This window comes from Kaistia sp. UC242_56, from assembly GCF_044452255.1.
GTDB classification, from domain to species: domain Bacteria; phylum Pseudomonadota; class Alphaproteobacteria; order Rhizobiales; family Kaistiaceae; genus Kaistia; species Kaistia defluvii_A.
On the sequence record NZ_JBIOAN010000002.1, the window covers coordinates 1279970 to 1297177 of the forward strand.

Annotated in this window: 17 protein-coding genes; 8 read left to right on the top strand and 9 right to left on the bottom strand. The window is 65.2% G+C overall.

Features of this window, described 5'->3' with window-relative positions; all coding sequences use genetic code 11:
- The first annotated feature begins 64 nt into the window (after window positions 1–64).
- Window positions 65–328 carry a helix-turn-helix transcriptional regulator gene (locus tag ACHMWQ_RS08700; protein ID WP_354552397.1) on the top strand — a complete coding sequence of 88 codons (264 nt, stop codon included), beginning with the start codon at window positions 65–67 and terminating at the stop codon, window positions 326–328.
- 120 nt (window positions 329–448) lie between these two features.
- The gene (locus tag ACHMWQ_RS08705) at window positions 449–1396 is read left to right on the top strand and encodes a DMT family transporter (RefSeq protein ID WP_396307153.1); all 948 of its coding nucleotides are present in this window, start codon (window positions 449–451) and stop codon (window positions 1394–1396) included.
- Window positions 1397–1454: 58 nt separating this feature from the next.
- On the opposite strand, the gene ACHMWQ_RS08710 is transcribed toward ACHMWQ_RS08705, so the two are convergent.
- From ACHMWQ_RS08710 to ACHMWQ_RS08725, 4 genes are read right to left on the bottom strand one after another with little or no spacing between them, the layout of a single operon-like run.
- Window positions 1455–2249, bottom strand: a complete 795-nt coding sequence (locus ACHMWQ_RS08710) for a transporter substrate-binding domain-containing protein (protein ID WP_396307154.1) — start codon at window positions 2247–2249, stop codon at window positions 1455–1457.
- A 22-nt stretch (window positions 2250–2271) separates the two neighbouring features.
- Window positions 2272–3060, bottom strand: coding sequence for an amino acid ABC transporter ATP-binding protein (locus ACHMWQ_RS08715; protein WP_354552400.1), 789 nt, complete (start codon window positions 3058–3060; stop codon window positions 2272–2274).
- Window positions 3047–3694, bottom strand: coding sequence for an amino acid ABC transporter permease (locus tag ACHMWQ_RS08720; RefSeq protein WP_266331015.1), 648 nt, complete (start codon window positions 3692–3694; stop codon window positions 3047–3049). The genes ACHMWQ_RS08715 and ACHMWQ_RS08720 overlap by 14 nt, the downstream gene beginning before the upstream one ends.
- A gap of 14 nt (window positions 3695–3708) precedes the next feature.
- Entirely contained in the window at window positions 3709–4386 is a 678-nt protein-coding gene (locus ACHMWQ_RS08725) for an amino acid ABC transporter permease (protein ID WP_354552809.1), read from the bottom strand.
- Window positions 4387–5014: 628 nt separating this feature from the next.
- On the opposite strand from ACHMWQ_RS08725, the gene ACHMWQ_RS08730 reads away from it, so the two are divergent.
- Entirely contained in the window at window positions 5015–5761 is a 747-nt protein-coding gene (locus tag ACHMWQ_RS08730; protein ID WP_396307155.1) for a GntR family transcriptional regulator, read from the top strand.
- Between the two features lie 338 nt (window positions 5762–6099).
- Here the strand turns inward: ACHMWQ_RS08730 and ACHMWQ_RS08735 are convergent, their stop codons facing one another.
- The 5 genes from ACHMWQ_RS08735 to ACHMWQ_RS08755 form a co-directional block, all read right to left on the bottom strand.
- Window positions 6100–6900, bottom strand: a complete 801-nt coding sequence (locus tag ACHMWQ_RS08735) for a shikimate dehydrogenase family protein (RefSeq protein ID WP_396307156.1) — start codon at window positions 6898–6900, stop codon at window positions 6100–6102.
- A 303-nt stretch (window positions 6901–7203) separates the two neighbouring features.
- On the bottom strand, window positions 7204–8004 hold the full coding sequence (locus ACHMWQ_RS08740; protein WP_396307157.1) for a transporter substrate-binding domain-containing protein: 801 nt from the start codon (window positions 8002–8004) through the stop codon (window positions 7204–7206).
- Window positions 8005–8050: 46 nt separating this feature from the next.
- On the bottom strand, window positions 8051–8791 hold the full coding sequence (locus tag ACHMWQ_RS08745; protein ID WP_396309415.1) for an amino acid ABC transporter ATP-binding protein: 741 nt from the start codon (window positions 8789–8791) through the stop codon (window positions 8051–8053).
- Between the two features lie 55 nt (window positions 8792–8846).
- Window positions 8847–9491 carry an amino acid ABC transporter permease gene (locus ACHMWQ_RS08750; RefSeq protein WP_354552408.1) on the bottom strand — a complete coding sequence of 215 codons (645 nt, stop codon included), beginning with the start codon at window positions 9489–9491 and terminating at the stop codon, window positions 8847–8849.
- Window positions 9492–9544: 53 nt separating this feature from the next.
- Window positions 9545–10228 carry an amino acid ABC transporter permease gene (locus tag ACHMWQ_RS08755; RefSeq protein WP_266331022.1) on the bottom strand — a complete coding sequence of 228 codons (684 nt, stop codon included), beginning with the start codon at window positions 10226–10228 and terminating at the stop codon, window positions 9545–9547.
- A 237-nt stretch (window positions 10229–10465) separates the two neighbouring features.
- Between ACHMWQ_RS08755 and ACHMWQ_RS08760 the strand changes: the two genes are divergently transcribed.
- The 5 genes from ACHMWQ_RS08760 to ACHMWQ_RS08780 all read left to right on the top strand — a co-directional run bounded on the left by ACHMWQ_RS08760 (window position 10466) and on the right by ACHMWQ_RS08780 (window position 16978).
- Window positions 10466–12004, top strand: coding sequence for a UxaA family hydrolase (locus ACHMWQ_RS08760; protein ID WP_396307158.1), 1539 nt, complete (start codon window positions 10466–10468; stop codon window positions 12002–12004).
- 38 nt (window positions 12005–12042) lie between these two features.
- Complete coding sequence (locus tag ACHMWQ_RS08765) at window positions 12043–13008, top strand: GntR family transcriptional regulator (RefSeq protein ID WP_396307159.1); 966 nt, start codon at window positions 12043–12045, stop codon at window positions 13006–13008.
- A gap of 104 nt (window positions 13009–13112) precedes the next feature.
- Window positions 13113–14096, top strand: a complete 984-nt coding sequence (locus tag ACHMWQ_RS08770; RefSeq protein WP_396307160.1) for a MurR/RpiR family transcriptional regulator — start codon at window positions 13113–13115, stop codon at window positions 14094–14096.
- 251 nt (window positions 14097–14347) lie between these two features.
- A complete protein-coding gene (locus ACHMWQ_RS08775; RefSeq protein ID WP_396307161.1) occupies window positions 14348–15484 on the top strand; it encodes an amidohydrolase/deacetylase family metallohydrolase in 1137 nt (378 codons plus the stop codon).
- Between the two features lie 42 nt (window positions 15485–15526).
- A complete protein-coding gene (locus ACHMWQ_RS08780; RefSeq protein WP_396307162.1) occupies window positions 15527–16978 on the top strand; it encodes an aldehyde dehydrogenase family protein in 1452 nt (483 codons plus the stop codon).
- The last annotated feature ends 230 nt before the right edge of the window (window positions 16979–17208 follow it).

The following is a 17208-nucleotide window of genomic DNA, read 5'->3' on the forward strand; positions in this document are numbered from 1 at the left end:
GCCCCATTGCCTGATCTCACCCATTATGGTTGACTTGGGGGACGTTAGGCAAGGCTTTGAAACGATGAATCTGCTTCCGGAGCAATGTCGGGCGGCGCGGGGACTGCTTAACTGGACACAGGAGCATCTCGCCAGCCTCGCGGGCGTGTCGCGTAGCACGATCAAGGACTTCGAGTGCAATCGCCATGCGATTCACCGGGCCACGGAGGCGCTGCTGATTCGAGCTTTCGAAGATGGCGGCGTCCGTCTCATCCCTGCCGAGGGCGAGGGCCCCGGCGTCCGCCTGACCTGCCGCTGCGCCGGCGCGCAATCCGGGCTGGTGAACTGACGGGAAAGCCGTCTTCCACCTGCAGTCCGCAAGCCAGGGACAGTTCGGCCGCGGCCGAAACATCTGTCGTCCGGAACCCGCTATAAGCCCTGGAAATACCAGGAAGCGGGAAAGCAGAAAATGACGGGCAAATCCGACGTTACGAGCAAGCCGAATATGGCCAGGGAACTGGCACTTCTGCTCCTGCTTTCGACGCTATGGGGCGCGTCCTATACCTTCATCAAGATTGGTGTTGAGACCATCCCGCCCGTAACCCTGATCGCGGTGAGAACCCTGATTGCCGGAACGATCCTGCTCGCGATCCTCCGCCTGCGGGGGCTTGCCCTGCCAAAGGACCGGCAGACATGGAAACGCTTCCTGCTTCAGGCGTGCCTGAACAGCGTCGTTCCCTTCACGCTGATCGCCTGGGCGCAGCAGACGACCGAAGCGGGCCTTGCCAGTATCCTGAACGCGACGACGCCGGTCTTCGCCTTCCTGCTGACATGGCTTGTTACGCGGCACGAGGCCGTGACCGGGCGAAAGCTGTTCGGAGTTGGCGCCGGACTGATTGGAATCTGCCTGATCGTCGGCGTCCAAGCCTTGGCCGGGATCGGGCACCAACTCGTGGCCCAACTCGCCATCGTCGCCGCCACGGTCTGCTATGCGGGGGCGGCGATCTTCGGCAAGAACTTCAAGGGCCTCGATCCGATGATGCCGGCGGCAGGTTCGTTGATCTGCGGCGCGGCCCTGATGGTCCCTCTGAGCCTCATCGTGGATCGGCCTTGGACGCTGGCGCCTTCGGCGCAGTCGGTGCTGGCGTTGCTGGCCCTATCGGTGTTTTCGACGGCGCTTGCCTTCGTGATCTATTTTCGGCTGGTCCAGACGCTCGGATCCGTCGGAACGACGGCACAGGCCTATCTGCGTGTGCCGATCGGCGTGGCGATCGGAGCGGTGGTTCTGGGCGAGACTCTGTCGCCGGCGGCCTGGTTCGGCCTCGCATTCGTCGTTGCAGGCGTGATCGCGATGAACATACCCGCCCGCAAGGCCAAGCTCGGTCTGGAGCCGGTCAGTCTGATCCAGAGGCCCTAATGAAAAGGGCTGCCGCGCGGTTGCGGGCAGCCCTTCTTTTCACGCCGGGGCGTAGATCTTACTTGGCGTCCGCCAGGAACGGAGCCAGGTCGAGCTTGGCGCCCATGTACTTCTCGAAGATGGTCGAGAGCGAGCCGTCGTCGGCGCCCTTCTTGACCCAATCGAGCAGCCAGGCCTTCAGCTCCGGCTCGTTCTGGCGCAGGCCGATGCCCAGCGGCTGCTGGACGACTTCGGCCTTCATTTCGAGTTCCTTGGCCGGGTAGCGCTCGGACAGGGTCAGGAACATGCCGTAGGGCGCGCACATGGCGTCGACCTGGCCGGACATCAGCGCGGTGATCGTGGTCGCGTCATCGTCGAAGCGGACGAGCTTGGTGTCGGCCGGAGCCTTCTTGGTCAGCTCGGTGTCCTGCAGATTGCCGCGGACGACGCCGACGCGCTTGCCGGACAGGTCCTCGAGCGACTTGATCTCGACGCCCTTGGGGCCGAACACGATCAGGCGGTTGACCGAGTAGGGGACGAAGTCGACGACCTTGGCGCGCTCCGGGGTGATCGCGAAGGAAGAGATCACGATGTCGGTCTTGCCGGTGAGCAGGAACGGCACGCGGTTCGGGCCGGTCACTTCGACGAGGCGCATCTTGACGCCGAGATCCTGGGCCAGCTTGTTCGCGACGTCGACGTCGGCGCCTGCGGGCTTCAGGTTGGCATCGGTCATGCCCCATGGCGGCGCACCGAGGTCGATGGCGATCGCGATTTCGCCCTTGGCCTTGATGTCGGCCAGAAGATCGGCCTTGGCAACACCGGCGACGCCGAGTGCCAGGGTCGCGGCGAGCGCGACGCGCGTCAGAAACTTCATGTCATTACCTCCAGTTGAAACGTCAAAGGCCGCTGCTGAGAAACTGGCGCAGTTCCGGAGTCTTCGGATCTGCGAAAATCTCGGCCGGCGGACCTGCCTCCCAGACCTTGCCCTGATGCATGAACACGACGACGTCGGCGAGCCGGCGCGCAAACGCCATTTCATGCGTCACCAGAACCATCGTCATGCCCTCGCGGGCGAGGTCTTCCATCACCTTCAGCACTTCGCCGGTCAGTTCCGGGTCGAGCGCCGAGGTCACTTCGTCGAACAGCAGCACTTTTGGTGAAAGCGCGAGCGAGCGGGCGATGGCGACGCGCTGCGCCTGGCCGCCCGAAAGCTGTTCGGGATAGGCTTCGGCCTTGTCGGCGAGGCCGACCATGGCGAGCACCTTCTGGGCGATCGCCTCGGCCTCGGCGCGGGGCTTCTTCTGCACCACCGTCAGCGCCAGCGTGATGTTGCGCAGCACGGTCAGGTGCGGGAACAGGTTGTAGCTCTGGAACACCATGCCGACATCGGTGCGCAGGCGCTTGACCGACGGGCGGTCGCCCATCGAGACCTTGTTGCCGCACACCTCGATGGCGCCGCCATTGATCTCCTCGAGCGCGTTCATGCAGCGCAGGAGCGTGCTCTTGCCGGAGCCGGAGCGTCCGACGATGGCGACCATGGTGCCGCGCTCGATGGTCAGCGACACACCGTGCAGCACCTGGAGGGGGCCGAAACTCTTCGAAACATTGTCGACGACGATGATGGGTTCGGCGCCCGGCACGGCTTCGTTCCGAGGTCTCGTGCCGGTGGCTTCATTTACCGACATTGAGCTTCCTTTCGAAATGTCTGCTGGCGAGAGAGAGGGGGTAGCACATGGCGAAATAGATCATCGCCACGAAGACGAAGGTGATGAACGGCTCGAAGGTCGAGTTGTTGACGATCTGTCCAGCTCTCGCGAGCTCGACGAAGCCGATGATCGAGGTGATCGAGGTGTTCTTGATGATCTGGACCATGAAGCCGACGGTCGGCGGGATCGCGATACGGGCTGCCTGCGGCAGGATGACGTAGCGATACTGCTGCAGCCGGTTCAGGCCGATGCAGTTGGAGGCTTCCCACTGCGTCTTCGGCACGGAGAGGATGCAGCCGCGCCAGATCTCGCCCAGGAAGGCCGAGGTGTAGAGCGTCAGCGACAGGCCCGCGGCGACGATCGGCGGGATATCGAGGCCGAGGATCGACAGGCCGAAATAGGCCAGGAACAGCACCACCAGCAGCGGCGTGCCCTGGATGATCTGGATGTAGGCGGACGACACCCAGCGCAGCCAGCGGATCTGCGAGACGCGGCCGAGCGCCAGAGCGAGGCCGACAATGCCGCCGCCGATGAAGGCCAGCACCGACAGCAGCAGCGTCCAGCGCGCGGCCTCGATGAGGTAGATCAGATGGGTGGAGGAGAACGTGATCATGGCTTCACCTCACCTCACGTGCGCAGCTTGCGGCGGCGGACAAAGGCGACTTCGCCGATGGCCCACAGGACGACGCGGAAGAGGACGGAGAGGGCGAGATAGACGGCCGCGACGATCAGGTAGACCTCGAACGAGCGGAACGTCTCCGACTGGATCATGTTCGCCTCGGCCGTCAGTTCCTGCGCCGAGATCTGCGAGGTGATCGAGGAGGACAGCATCAGCAGCACGAACTGGCTCGACAGCGCCGGATAGACGCGCTCGACGGCCGGGATCAGCACGATGTGCCAGTAGATCTGCAGCTTGTTGAGGCCGAGGCATTCGGCCGCCTCGATCTGGCCCTTGGCGATCGACTCGATGCCGGCGCGGATGATCTCGCTGCCATAGGCGCCCGTGTTGATCACCAAGGCGATGACGGCGGCCGTTTCGGCCGAGAGCCGCAGTCCGAGGCTGGGCAGGCCGAAATAGACGATGAAGATCTGCACCAGAAGCGGCGTGTTGCGGATTACCTCGACATAGGCGCCGACCAGACCGGAGGCGAGCCTGTTCTTGCCGGAACGGATGATGGCGCAGACCAGCGCGACGACGAAGCCGATGGCGATCGACGTCCCCGCGAGCAGGATCGTCTGCCAGGCGCCGCGCATGAAGGCGGGCCAGGTCGTCAAAAGAAATGAGAAGTCAAACGAGTATGAGATCATCCCGTCGCCTGCTGTTGGTGGGCTCGGTAGGGGGAGCGAGATCGCGGATGGCAGCGGCTTTTGCTACACGGCGCGGATCTTCGAGGCGGCTTGGCCCGTCATGACATTGCACCGGCCCGTTCCGTCGATGGCGGCATAGTCCCCGCGGACGGCGATCGCAACACCGGATGGCTGTGGCAATCCGACCTAGGCGGAATCGTAAGGCTCCCGTTCGATGCCAGGTGCGGGACCGTGCGGTTCGGCGTGGAAGCCATAGGGTTCGTGGTGTTCATTGCGTCGCCTTGGTCGAACCTCCTCCCGGAGGCATCCTAGTGGAACTGCGCCGGTGAGGGCGGAACCGCGCGGGCCTTGTCGAGCTGCCAGGATCCGGTGTCGCGATGGGTTCGCGCAGCCGGATCACTCCCCGGCTCCAGACCGCTCGGATCCGTGTGCCAGTCGGGCTTCCCTTGCCTCTTTGTGCGTCCCGGCACTAGTATTCTAGTCTACGGTTCTTGACAATATGGCCCAACAATCGGCTTCTTTGGCCGGAGTGGACGGCGGAAACGTTTGGTTTCATTCTAAGATTCAGCGTGTCCACCGAGGGTGGGACGCAAAAAAGCCGAATAAAAAAGCAGGGGGCGGAATCATGGAAGCGGGAAACCACTCGCTCGGGGCGATTCTGGACGACGCCAATCTCACGCGCGACCGGCGCGCCTCGCAGCAGGTTTATGACCTGCTGCGACGGGCGATCCTGTCGCTGCAGCTCGTGCCTAACCGGCCGATCTCCGAGCAGGACGTGGCCAACCGCCTCTCCGTCAGCCGCACGCCCGTCCGCGAGGCCTTCATCCGCCTGTCGGAGGAGGGGCTGCTGACCAGCTATCCGCAGCTCGCGACGGTGATCGCGCCGATCCGCATGGAAGCGCTGCTGGAGGCGCAGTTCCTGCGCGAGGCGATCGAGTGCGCCACGGCGGAACGTGCCGCGCGCATCATCGACGAGGACGGCATCATCCGCCTGCGCGCCGTGCTCGCCCGCCACGCGGCGGCGCTCGAGGCCGAGCGGTGGCCGGAATTCCACCTGCTCGACGAGGAGACACACCGGCTGATCTGCGAAGTCGCCGGCCTGCGCGGGCTCGGCCGCCCGGTGGAGCAGGCGCGCGGCCATCTCGACCGCGTCCGTTACCTGACGCTGCCTGAAATCGACACGTCGCGCCGGGTCGTCGCCCAGCACACGACGGTGGTCGAGGCGATCTGCGAGCACCGCCCTGAAGACGCGCGCGAGGCCATGCGCGTGCATGTGCGCGACCTGCTGCCCCGCCTCGAGGGCCTGCGCGAGCGCTATCCCGATTTCTTCGAGGAAAAGCCCCAGTTCGCCCGCCGCGCCACCGGCCGCTAGGGGCCAGCAAGCCCGCCATGGATGGCCTTATTCCTTGTCCCTCCCGGCGGGAGAAGTGAAGCAGGCCTCAGGTATACGCTCCGCCCATCATCCCCGCCGAAGTGCGACCCGTTTCCTTGGCCGGTGTTTATGGGCCCCGGCCTTCGCCGGGGCGACGAGCCCGCATATGCATCATAAGCGCATGGCGTCCGCGACGTTCAGCCAGCAATTCCCTCACCCCACCCTCTCCCGAGAGCGGGCGAGGGCTTTTCCGTCGAGGCAGTGTCGACGGCAAGACTGGGTGCGATGGGCTCCCTCTACCGCTTGCGGGAGAGGGGTGGGGTGAGGGTCTTCCTGAGCTACAGCCCGAAATAGTCCGCCATGAGTTCCAACTGCTGGTCGAGCATCGGCTTGCCCAGGTGGATGCGGCAGCCGGCGGCCTCGGCCGCGATCAGCAGCGGCGTCATGGCCGGCTGCATGATCACCTCGGCGACGATCATCTCGGGCCTCAGGCGGGCGAAATCGAGCGGCGCGGCGTCTTCGGCGCGCATGCCGAGCGAGGTGCCGTTGACGACAAGGTCATGGCCGCTGGGGTCGCTGTCGCCGATGAGGACATTGGCATCCGGATGAAGTCCCAGGATGCGCTCGCGCAGCGCCTCGGCCTTGGTGCGGGTACGGTTGGCAATCGTCAGCTTCGACACGCCGCCCTCGACCAGCGCAAAGGCGATGGCGTTGGCTGCGCCGCCGGCGCCGGCCAGATAGGCGCTTCGCCCGGCGATCGGGATGCCGGCGACTGTCAGGCCCGCGACGAAGCCTAGGCCGTCCAGCATGTCGCCGACCAGCCGGCCATCCGGCTCGCGGCGGATCACGTTGATGGCGCCAATGGCGCGGGCGCTGGCGCTGACCTCGTCGCACAGCGAGGCCATCGCTCCCTTGTGCGGCACGGTGATGATGGCCCCGTCGAAGCTTCTGAGGTTCCGCAGCGCGTCGGCGAAGTGCGGCAGCGTCTCCGGGGAGATCTGGAACGGCACCATGACGGCGTCGCGGCCGCGCTGGCGCGCGATGCGGTTGATGCCCGGCGGCGCTTTCACATGCGCGATCGGGTCGGCCAGGATGCCGAGCACGCGGGTCTTGCCGGTGATCTCTCGGGTCTCGGTCATGTCGGTGCGCCTTTGTCGGACGTGGTCTGGAAAACAGAGCGCCGCGCCGATCTCTGCGACTCCCAGAACTCGACCATCATCCTGAGGTGCCCGGCAAAGCCGGGCCTCGAAGGAGGGTCCAGGGAACGCTTCTAGGGAGGCGGGATACGGCTTCGTCTGCATCGAACGAGCTCCGCTGGAGCCTCCTTCGAGGCTTCGCTCGCGCGAAGCGCCTCAGGATGATGGCGGAGCCGGTAGATCGGCCCGAAGGCCCGGACAATCATCTCGGGAAAAAGGCGGGCCCCGAGGGGCCCGCTGCGCTTCTTATTCGGGGATGGTTTCCGGCAGGTTCTGATTGAAATACTTGACGTAGATCTCGTTCAGCTTGCCGTTCTTCAGGTTGGTCACGACCCACTCATCGACCCAGGTCTTGAGTTCCGCGTCGTTCTTGCGCAGGCCGATCGCCATCGGGTAGGCGGCGAGCGTCAGCTTGACCTCGAGGCCCTTGTCGGCGTTCTGCTCGGCGACCGAATTGGCGGTCGAAAGCGCGGCCGCGAACACATCCTGCTGGCCGGTGGCGACGGCGGTGTTGGTGGTCGCCTCGTCCTCGTAGCGGACGATGCTGGCGGCGGCGCCGGCTTCCTTGAGGGCGCGCGTCAGCTCGATGTCGGCGGTGGTGCCGCGGGCGACCGCGATGTTCTTGCCGGCGAGATCGGCAGCCGTGGCGATCGCGACCGCCTTCGGGGCCGAGACGACGACGGGAATGACGCCGTAGGGCTTGGAGTAGTTGACGACCTTCTTACGCTCGGCCGTGATCGAGAACGAGGCGATGACGACGTCGGCCTTGTTGGCGAGCAGGAACGGCACGCGGTTGGCGCCCGAGACGGGCACAACTTCGAGCTTCACGCCGAGATCGTCGGCCAGCAGCTTGGCGGTCTCGATGTCGGAGCCGGTTGCCTGCGCCTGCGCGTCGAGCATGCCGTAGGGCGGATGGCCGATATCGACCGCGACGCGCAGCGTGCCGCGCTCCTTGATCTGCGCGGGCGTATCGGCATGGGCCGTCGCCGCACCGGCGCAGAGCGCGAGCGACAGGGTGAGCCCGCCGACCAAATGCTTGAAGTTCATGGTGTTTCCTCCACTGGGTAGTTCGGTTTGACGCCTCTGGCGTCGTTTAGAGACCGTTGCCGACGAACTGGCGCAGCTCCGGCGTCTGGGGATTGTCGAGCATGTCGCCCTTGCCGCTCTCCCAGATGCGGCCCTGGTGCATGAAGACGATCTGGTCCGCGACCGAACGGGCAAAGGCCATTTCGTGGGTCACGAGCATCATGGTCATGCCTTCGGCGGCGAGCTTCGCGATGACGCGCAGCACTTCGCCGGTCAGTTCCGGGTCGAGCGCCGAGGTGACTTCGTCGAACAGGATCAGCTTGGGCCGCATGGCCAGAGAACGGGCGATGGCGACGCGTTGCTGCTGGCCGCCGGAAAGCTGCTCGGGATAGTTCTTCGCCTTGTCAGAAAGGCCGACCTGCGCCAGCACCTGATCGGACAGCTCGCGCGCCTCTTTCGAGCCGATCTTGTGCACCTTGCGCGGGGCGAGGGTGACGTTCTGCTCGACCGTCAGATGCGGGAACAGATTGTAGCTCTGGAACACGATGCCGACGTCCTGGCGCAGGTCGCGCAGGTCGACCTTGCCGTCATGCAGCGTGCGGCCGCAGACGGTGAGTTCGCCGGCATTGATCCGCTCCAGCCCGTTGACGCAGCGCAGCGCCGTGCTCTTGCCGGAGCCCGAGCGGCCGATCAGCGCCACGACCTCGCCCGACTTGACCTCAAGATCGATGCCTTTCAGCACTTCGAGTTCGCCAAAGCTCTTGCGGACGCCCTGGAAGCGGACGAGCGGGGTATCGGATCGGGTCATGCTCTGGATCTCGGTCGCGCGTTGCGGGGTGGCGGCGATGTTCATTTGGCTCTCCTCAGCTCCGGCTCAGCCGGCGCTCGAACCGGCGCGCCAGGACGGACATCGGGAAGCAGATGGCGAAATAGATCAGCGCCGCGATGGTGAAGACGGTGAAGGGCATGAAGGTCGAGTTGTTGATCACCTTGGCCGAGTAGGTGAGGTCGAAGAAGCCGATCACCACCGCATAGGAGGTGTTCTTGACGATCTGGACCAGGAAGCCGACCGTCGGCGGCACGGCGATGCGCAGCGCCTGCGGCAGGATGACGAAGACGAAGCGCTGCGTGTTGGTCAGCGCCAGGCATTCGCCCGCTTCCCACTGCGTCTTCGGCACGGCCTGGATGCAGCCGCGCCAGATCTCGCCGAGATAGGCGCTGGAATAGAGCGTCATGGCGATGCCGGCGGCGACCAGCGCCGGCACGTCATAGCCGCCAATCGAGATGCCGAAATAGACGACGAACATGATGACCGGCAGCGGGATGCCCTGCACCAACTGCACGAACAGGCCGGAGGCGGTCCGCAGGCTGCGGCGGCGCGAGGCGCGCGCCAGCGCCACCGGCAGGCCCAGTATCGTGCCGCCGACGAAGCCGAGCAGCGACAGGACGATGGTCCAGCCGGCGCCGCGGAAGATGAAGGCGATCTGCTCGATGGTCAGTCCGAACATGGGCGGGATCCGTGCATCGTGGAAGGGGCAGGCGGGAGCAGGCGGGCGGAAGGCTAGAGCGGCGTGCCGAGGCGCCGCCGCCGCGGGAAGGACACCTGCGCCACGCCGAGCAGGGTCAGGCGCAGAAGGCAGGACATCACGAGGTAGATGCCGGCGATGACGAGGTAGACCTCGAAGCCGCGGAAGGTGAAGGACTGGATCATGTAGGCGACGCCGGTCAGTTCCTCGGCCGAGATCTGCGACATGATCGAGGTCGCGAGCATCATCAGCACAAACTGGCTGACGAGGGCCGGATAGACCCGCTCGACCGCCTGCGGGATCTGTACCGACCAGAGGCTCTGGCTCGGCTTCAGCGCCAGGCAGGCGGCGGCTTCCAGCTGGCCCTTGGGAATGCTCTGCAGGCCGGCGCGCATGATCTCGGCCGTATAGGCGCCGACATTGATGACCAGCGCGATCACGGCGGCGGGGAAGGGGCCGACGCGGACCTGCAGAACCGCCAGTCCGAAGAACAGCCAGAACACCTGGATGATCAGGGGCGTGTTGCGGATGCCCTCGACATAGATGGTGACGAGGCGCTGCACCCAGGGCGGGCCATAGAGACGGCCGACGGCGCAACCGGTGCCGAGCGCGAAGCCCGGAACGATCGAGACGACGGTCATTCCAAGCGTCAGCCAGATTCCGTGCCAAAGTTCCGGCAGATAATCGTTCAGGAACGAGAAATCGAATTCATATGACAAGGCGCAACCCCGCACATTCCGTAACGATGATGAATCGCAACGGAGCCGTATTTCTGAATCTTAAGTTTGGAAGTGGCGCGTTCGTTATCGAGATCTACGCATAGGCTCGATTCCTGCCTTGGCACACCATGCCGGCAGTGCTCCCATATCCTATAATTATTATTGTTTTTCTGTTGACTAGAGCAGATCTAACATGATTGATTGATGCACGCAATAACCATTTTAACGGAAATGATCATGTCGCTCCCGACGCCGTCATCCCCTGTCATCCTGCTCAACCCGCAAGACAATGTGAGCGTGGCGCGGGCGGTCATTCCCGCCGGCACCGTGCTGCCCGGCAGCAATGTCGTGGCGCGGGACGAGATTCCCTCCGGCCACAAGATCTCGATCCAGCCGATCGAGGCCGGCCAGCCGGTGCTGAAATATGGCCAAGTGATCGGGACGGCGAGCGCCGCGATCCAGCCCGGCGAGCATGTGCATCTGCATAATCTGGCGATGCAGGAGAGCGACGTTACCCACAACTTCGCCGCCGACGCGCGGCCGACGCCGCTGCTGCCGGAAGCCGAGCGCCGCACCTTCGAGGGTTATGTCCGCGCCAATGGCGAGGTCGGCACCCGCAATTACATCGGCATCATCACCTCGGTGAACTGCTCGGCCACCGTGTCGCGCGCCATCGCCGACGCTTTCAATCGCGGCGGCGCGCTGGACGCTTTCGAGAATGTCGACGGCGTCGTGGCGCTGACGCATGGCACCGGTTGCGCCATCTCGACCAAGGCCGAGGGCTACACCTATCTGACCCGCACGCTGAGCGGCTATGCCAAGCATCCGAACTTCGCCGGCATCCTGATGATTGGCCTCGGCTGCGAGACCAACCAGATCGAGCCGATCGTCGAGAAGTTCGGTCTCGAGGTCGGGCCCATGCTGCGCACCATGACGATCCAGCGCCTCGGCGGCGCGCGCAAGACGGTCGAGATCGCCTCCGAGATCATCCGCGAGATGCTGCCGATCGCCAACGCTGCAAAGCGCACGACGGTGCCGCTTTCCGGCCTGAAACTGGCGCTGCAATGCGGCGGTTCCGACGGCTATTCCGGCATCTCGGCCAATCCGGCGCTCGGCTATGCGGCCGATCTGATCGTGCAGAATGGCGGCACCGCCGTGCTCAGCGAGACGCCGGAGATCTACGGCGCCGAGCATCTCCTGACCCGCCGCGCCGTGACGCCGGCCGTGGCGCAGAAGCTGGTCGACCGGATCGAATGGTGGCGCGACTACACCGTGCGTAACGGCGCGGAACTGAACAACAATCCCTCGCATGGCAACAAGGCCGGCGGGCTCACCACCATTCTGGAAAAGTCGCTCGGCGCGGTCGCCAAGGGCGGCACGATGCCGCTCGAAGCGGTCTATGAATATGCCGAGCCGATCAACCAGACCGGGTTTGTCTTTATGGATACACCCGGCTACGATCCCGTAGCGGTAACGGGGCAGGTCGCGGGCGGCTGCAACGTCATCGTCTTCACCACGGGTCGCGGTTCCGTTTCCGGCTTCAAGCCTGCGCCGTGCATCAAGGTCGCTACCAACAGCGAGATGTACGAGCACATGCAGGATGACATGGACGTCAACTGCGGCGGCATCGTCACGGGCGAGGATACGATCGAGGCGGCCGGTCAGCGCATTTTCGAAGCTGTTATCGCCACCGCGTCGGGTCAGTATACCCTCAGTGAAGATTTCGGATTCGGCGATAATGAGTTCGTGCCATGGCAGATCGGCGCGGTGACCTGACGGTCGCGCGAAACGGAAAACGTGCGGAGGGCGGCGGCGTGGATCGCACGCCCGCCTATGCCTCGATCACCGAGCGGCTGCGCCGCGGCATCGAGAGCGGCAGCCTGCCCGAGGGCGCGGTGCTGCTCGAGGGGCCGCTCGCCTCGATCTTCGGGTCGAGCCGCTCGCCGGTGAAGCAGGCTTTGGCGCGGCTGGAGGAGGAGGGGCTGCTCAGCCGCTTCGACGGCCGCGGTCTTCTCGTCGGCACCACCGGCGAGCCTATTCGGCTGAAGATCACGGCCGAGATGTTCGACATGGACGCGGCCGCGATGCCGGCCGCCAAGCATTTCGCCTGGCAATCGCTCTATTATGATTTCGAGCGCGAGGTCATCCTGCGCTCGGTGTTCGGCCGGTTTCGCGTCAACGAACTGGCGCTGGCGCGACACTTCAATGTCGGCCGCACCGTGGCGCGAGACCTGCTCATTCACGCGCAGCAGGTCGGCATCGTCGCCAAGGGCGAAAAATCGCATTGGTGGATCGTGCCGCTCGACGAGGCGCGCTTCCAGGATCTCTACGATCTGCGCATGCTGCTGGAGCCGGCGGCGCTCGAAACCGCGGTCGGCGCCATCCCCACGCCCGTGCTGTCGGCGATGGCCGGACGGCTGGAGGACGGCATCAACCGCGCCGGCGACGCCGGCATCGCCGAACTCGACGTGCTGGAGGAGGAGTTGCATATCGGCTGCCTCTCCTATGGCCGCAATCCCGAGATCGTCGAGGCGCTGAAGCGCACCCGCTGCATCCTGGTATCCGGCAAGCACTTCCAGGTCGCGCTGCAACGCCAGCCCTTCTTCGATTCCTTCATGGAAGAGCATCTGGAGATCCTGCAGGCGATCGGCCGGCAGGACGTGAACGGCGCCAAGCACCTTTTGCGCGCCCATCTCGAGGCTTCCAGCGAGAAGGCGGCCGAGCGCCTTGCAGCCTTCCGCGCTACCCACCAGGTGTCGCCGACCTCCTATTTCGTCTGAGCCGTCGGCGCCGTTCGGTACGAAGCCGTCTTCCCCAAGCCGGGGTCCTGTGCAATCGTCGCAACAAATCTGATGCGAAAATGAAAGCGCGGGAGAGACAGCGGATGGATGGCCGCCGGCGACGGGCACGGACCACGGATAGCCCGGAGCTTGGCGGTGGCGGACCGGCGCGCGACCGCGGCACCGATCTGTCGATCTCCGTCGAGGACGCACAGTCCGCCGCCAATGACATCCTCGCCGCCATTCTCGACCGCGAGCCGGGCCTCTCCAAATCCCACCGCAAGATCGCCCAGGCGATCCTCGGCTATCCGCGCGTCTTCGTCGAAAAGCCGATCGAGGAACTGGTGCCCTGGATCGGCGTGTCGGCACCCACCATCACCCGCTTCAGCCGCGAGGTCGGCTGCGATGGCCTGCGGGATCTCAAGCTGAAGATCATGGGCAGCATGCGGGTCGGCCTGCAATATCTGGAGCCGCAGACCCCGCCTGCGACCCTGATCGAAGTGGGCGAGCGTGTCGCCATGCGGGCCCAGCGCGCCATCGTCAACGCGCAGAAAACCCTGGATCTCGGCGCGCTGGAGCAGGCGATCGAGATCATCAGCCGCAGCCGGATGATCTATGCCTTCGGCTCCGGCGGCGTTTCGAGCTGGCTGATCGAGGAGGTGCACAACCGGCTGTTCCGGCTCGGCCTGCATGTCAGCACCAGCGCGGACCACCAGATGCAGATGATGCTGGCGGCGACGGTCGGGCGTGGCGACGTCATCTTCTGCTCGTCGCTGAGCGGCACCAACCCGGAGCTGATGCGCGCGCTGCGCATCGGCGCCGATTATGGCGCGCAGACCATCGGCCTGACGGTCGCCGGTACGCCGCTGGCCGACATGGTCAATATCTCGCTCGCTGTGAACGTTGCCGACGATGGCGACGTGCTGGGGCCGACCTCGGTGCGTTATGCCTTTCTCGCCGTCATCGACATGCTCGCCTATGGCGCGGCGGTGCGCAGCCGCCCGGCGGCGCTGGAGAAGCTGCGGCGGATCAAGCAGCAGTTCACCGTGCACCGTGACTCGGACACCAGCAAGCCGCTGGCGGATTGATCCGGCGCTGCACCGCGAATGGGCTGAAGCTGCCCAGGAATTGATTTTTCAGATCATTTTCTCGCCGCACTGCGAAAGAATTCCCGTGCGTCTACTCGAAATGACGGAAAAATGAAAAATTAACTTGGCGGCGGCCCCGATCGATGCTCATCATCGGGTGCCTTCACGAGGCGGTTTTCTGGCCCGTTCGGCCAGTTGCCGCAAGACATGCCTGTCGCCTCCGTCGTCACAACGCAGAGCACCTGCCCACCATGCCATTTGACCTCGTTCTCCAGAAGGGTCGGGTCATCGATCCGTCCCAGGGTATCGACCGGATCACCGACGTCGCCTTTGCCGACGGCAAGGTGGCGGCGATCGGCGACGGCCTCGACGCCGCGGGCGCGGATATCCGCGATGTCTCGGGCCGGATCGTCACGCCGGGCCTGATCGACCTGCACACCCATGTCTATTGGGGCGGCACGTCGCTCGGCGTCGATGCCGAGGCCTATGCCCGGCAGAGCGCGGTCACGACCTCGGTCGACACCGGCAGCGCCGGCCCCGGCAATTTTCCCGGCTTCCGCAAGCATGTGATCGAGCCGAGCGAGGTCCGCATCCTCGCTTATCTGCATGTCTCCTTCGCCGGCATCTATGCCTTCTCCAACCGCATCATGGTCGGCGAGAGCCACGACATGCGCCTGATGGCGGCGCAGGACGCGGTCGAGGTGGCGGATGCCAATCGCGACGTCGTCGTGGGCATCAAGGTCCGCATCGGCCGCCACGCCAGCGGCGACAGCGGCATCGCGCCGCTCGATATCGCGCTTCAGGTCTCCGACGAGCTCGGCATGCCGATGATGGTGCATATCGACGAGCCGCCGCCTTCCTATGAGGCGGTGGTGGACCGGCTGCGGCCGGGTGACGTGCTGACCCATTGCTTCCGCCCGTTCCCCAACGCGCCGATCACCGGCAAGGGCAAGATCAAGCCCGAGGTGATCGCGGCGCGCGAGCGCGGCGTGATCTTCGATATCGGCCACGGCATGGGGTCGTTCTCCTGGAAGACCGCGCGCGCCATGCTGGAGCAGGGCTTTGCGCCGGATACGATTTCCTCCGACGTGCATGCGCTCTGCATCGAAGGCCCCGCCTTCGACCAGGTCACGACGATGTCGAAGTTCCTCCATCTCGGCATGCCGCTGAACGAGGTGATCGCCGCCTCGACGCTCAACGCCGCCAAGGCGCTCGACCGGCCCGAACTCGGCACGCTGAGGCCCGGCAGCCCCGGCGACGCCAGCATCCTGTCGATCCGCAATGGCGCCTTCCCGCTGGAAGATTCGCGCAACGGCATCGTCACGGCGGAGGAGCGCATCTTCGCGGATGGCGTCGTCGTCGCCGGCAAGTGGTGGCACTCGAACTAAGTCCGGGCAAACCGGCGCGATGAAAGAGCAGGGGACTGGGTCATGTTGAATGCGGACATAGAGAGCTTCAGCAATTTCATCGACGGCGCCTGGGTGGCCGAAGACGAGCGCATGGACGCGATCAATCCGGCGAGCGGCCAGGTGATCGGCAATCTGCCGAGAAGCAGCCGCGACACGGCGCGCCTCGCGATCGCCGCAGCGAAGAAGGCGCAGCCGGGCTGGGCGGCGACCTCGGTCTGGAAGCGGGCCGAGATGTGCGTCGCCATCGCCGCCAGCATCGACCGCAATCGCCAGAAGATCGCCCGCACGCTGAGCCAGGAGCAGGGCAAGCCGCTATCGGAGGCGGTCGGCGAAGTCGGCAAGGCGGCGGACGGTTTCCGCCTCGCGGCCGAATTGGTCAAGCAGCTGGGCGGCGAGACCCTGCCGGCCGAGGATCCGAGCAAGCTGGTCATCACCATCCGCCAGCCGCGCGGCGTCTATGCCATCGTCACGCCCTGGAATTTCCCGGTCAACATTCCCGTCGAATATCTCGGTCCCTGCGTCGCGACCGGCAATGCCGCCGTCTGGGTGCCGGCGCCGACCACCTCGATGGCCGCCGTCGAACTGATGCGCGCGATCGAGGAAGCCGGCCTGCCCAGGGGCGTCGTCAATCTGGTGATGGGCGAGGGGCCGGTCGTGGGCGACGAGATCGTCTCGCATCCCGACGTCAACGGCATCGGCTTCACCGGTAGTCCCGCAACGGGACAGCGCATTGCCGAGCGTGGCGCCGGCAAGCCGATGATGCTCGAACTGGGCGGCAACGGCCCGGTCATCGTTTTCGAGGACGCCGATCTCGACGCGGCGGCATCCGCCGTTGCCGGCGGCGCGTTCTATAATGCCGGCCAGGTCTGCGCCGCCACGGGGCGCGTGCTGGCGCATCGCAGCATCGTCGAGCCGCTGGCGAAACGGCTGGTCGAACTGACGGCGGCGCAAATTCTCGGCGACCCGCTGCAGCAGGGCACCACCATGGGGCCGCTCAACAATCCCAAGGTCGTGGCCAAAATCCACGAGCATGTCGACGACGCGGTGGCGAAGGGCGCCACGGTGCTGGCCGGCGGCAAGGCGCGGCCGGATCTCGGCAGCGACCTGTTCTACGAGCCGACCGTGCTGACCGGCGTCACCCGCGACATGCGCATCAACCGCGAGGAGACGTTCGGCCCGATCATCCCGATCCTCGAATTCGGCGATGACGAGGAGGCGCTCGACCTGGCGCTCGACAGCGAGCATGGGCTGAGCGTCGGCGTGTTCACGGAAAATCTCGGCCGCGCCCTGCGCTTCGGCGAGGCGATCCCGGCCGGCATCGTGAATGTCAACGAGTCGAGCACCTATTGGGAGCTGCACCTGCCTTTTGGCGGCGCTCCGGGGACCAAGAGCGGCATCGGCCGGCTCGGCGGCCGCCTGACGCTGGAGGCGATGACCGAACTCAAGATGATCTCGATCACCCGCCGCCGCTGAGGCGTCGAAAAGGTTGGGATCGCCCGGGAAAAGGCTTCGGTCGCATCCGGTCAGATAAGCGGCAGCGGCTGCCAATATTTGGCTTTGTCGAACAAATATTGCTCAATCGGAATGCTCTGGCCGCTCATTTGTCGACAAATGACACAAGAATAAAAAAATCGCTTGGCAGAGGCCGTGCCGGCGACACATGATCGGGCACCAGGTCCAGGGAACGGTCTCTAGAGCCGGAT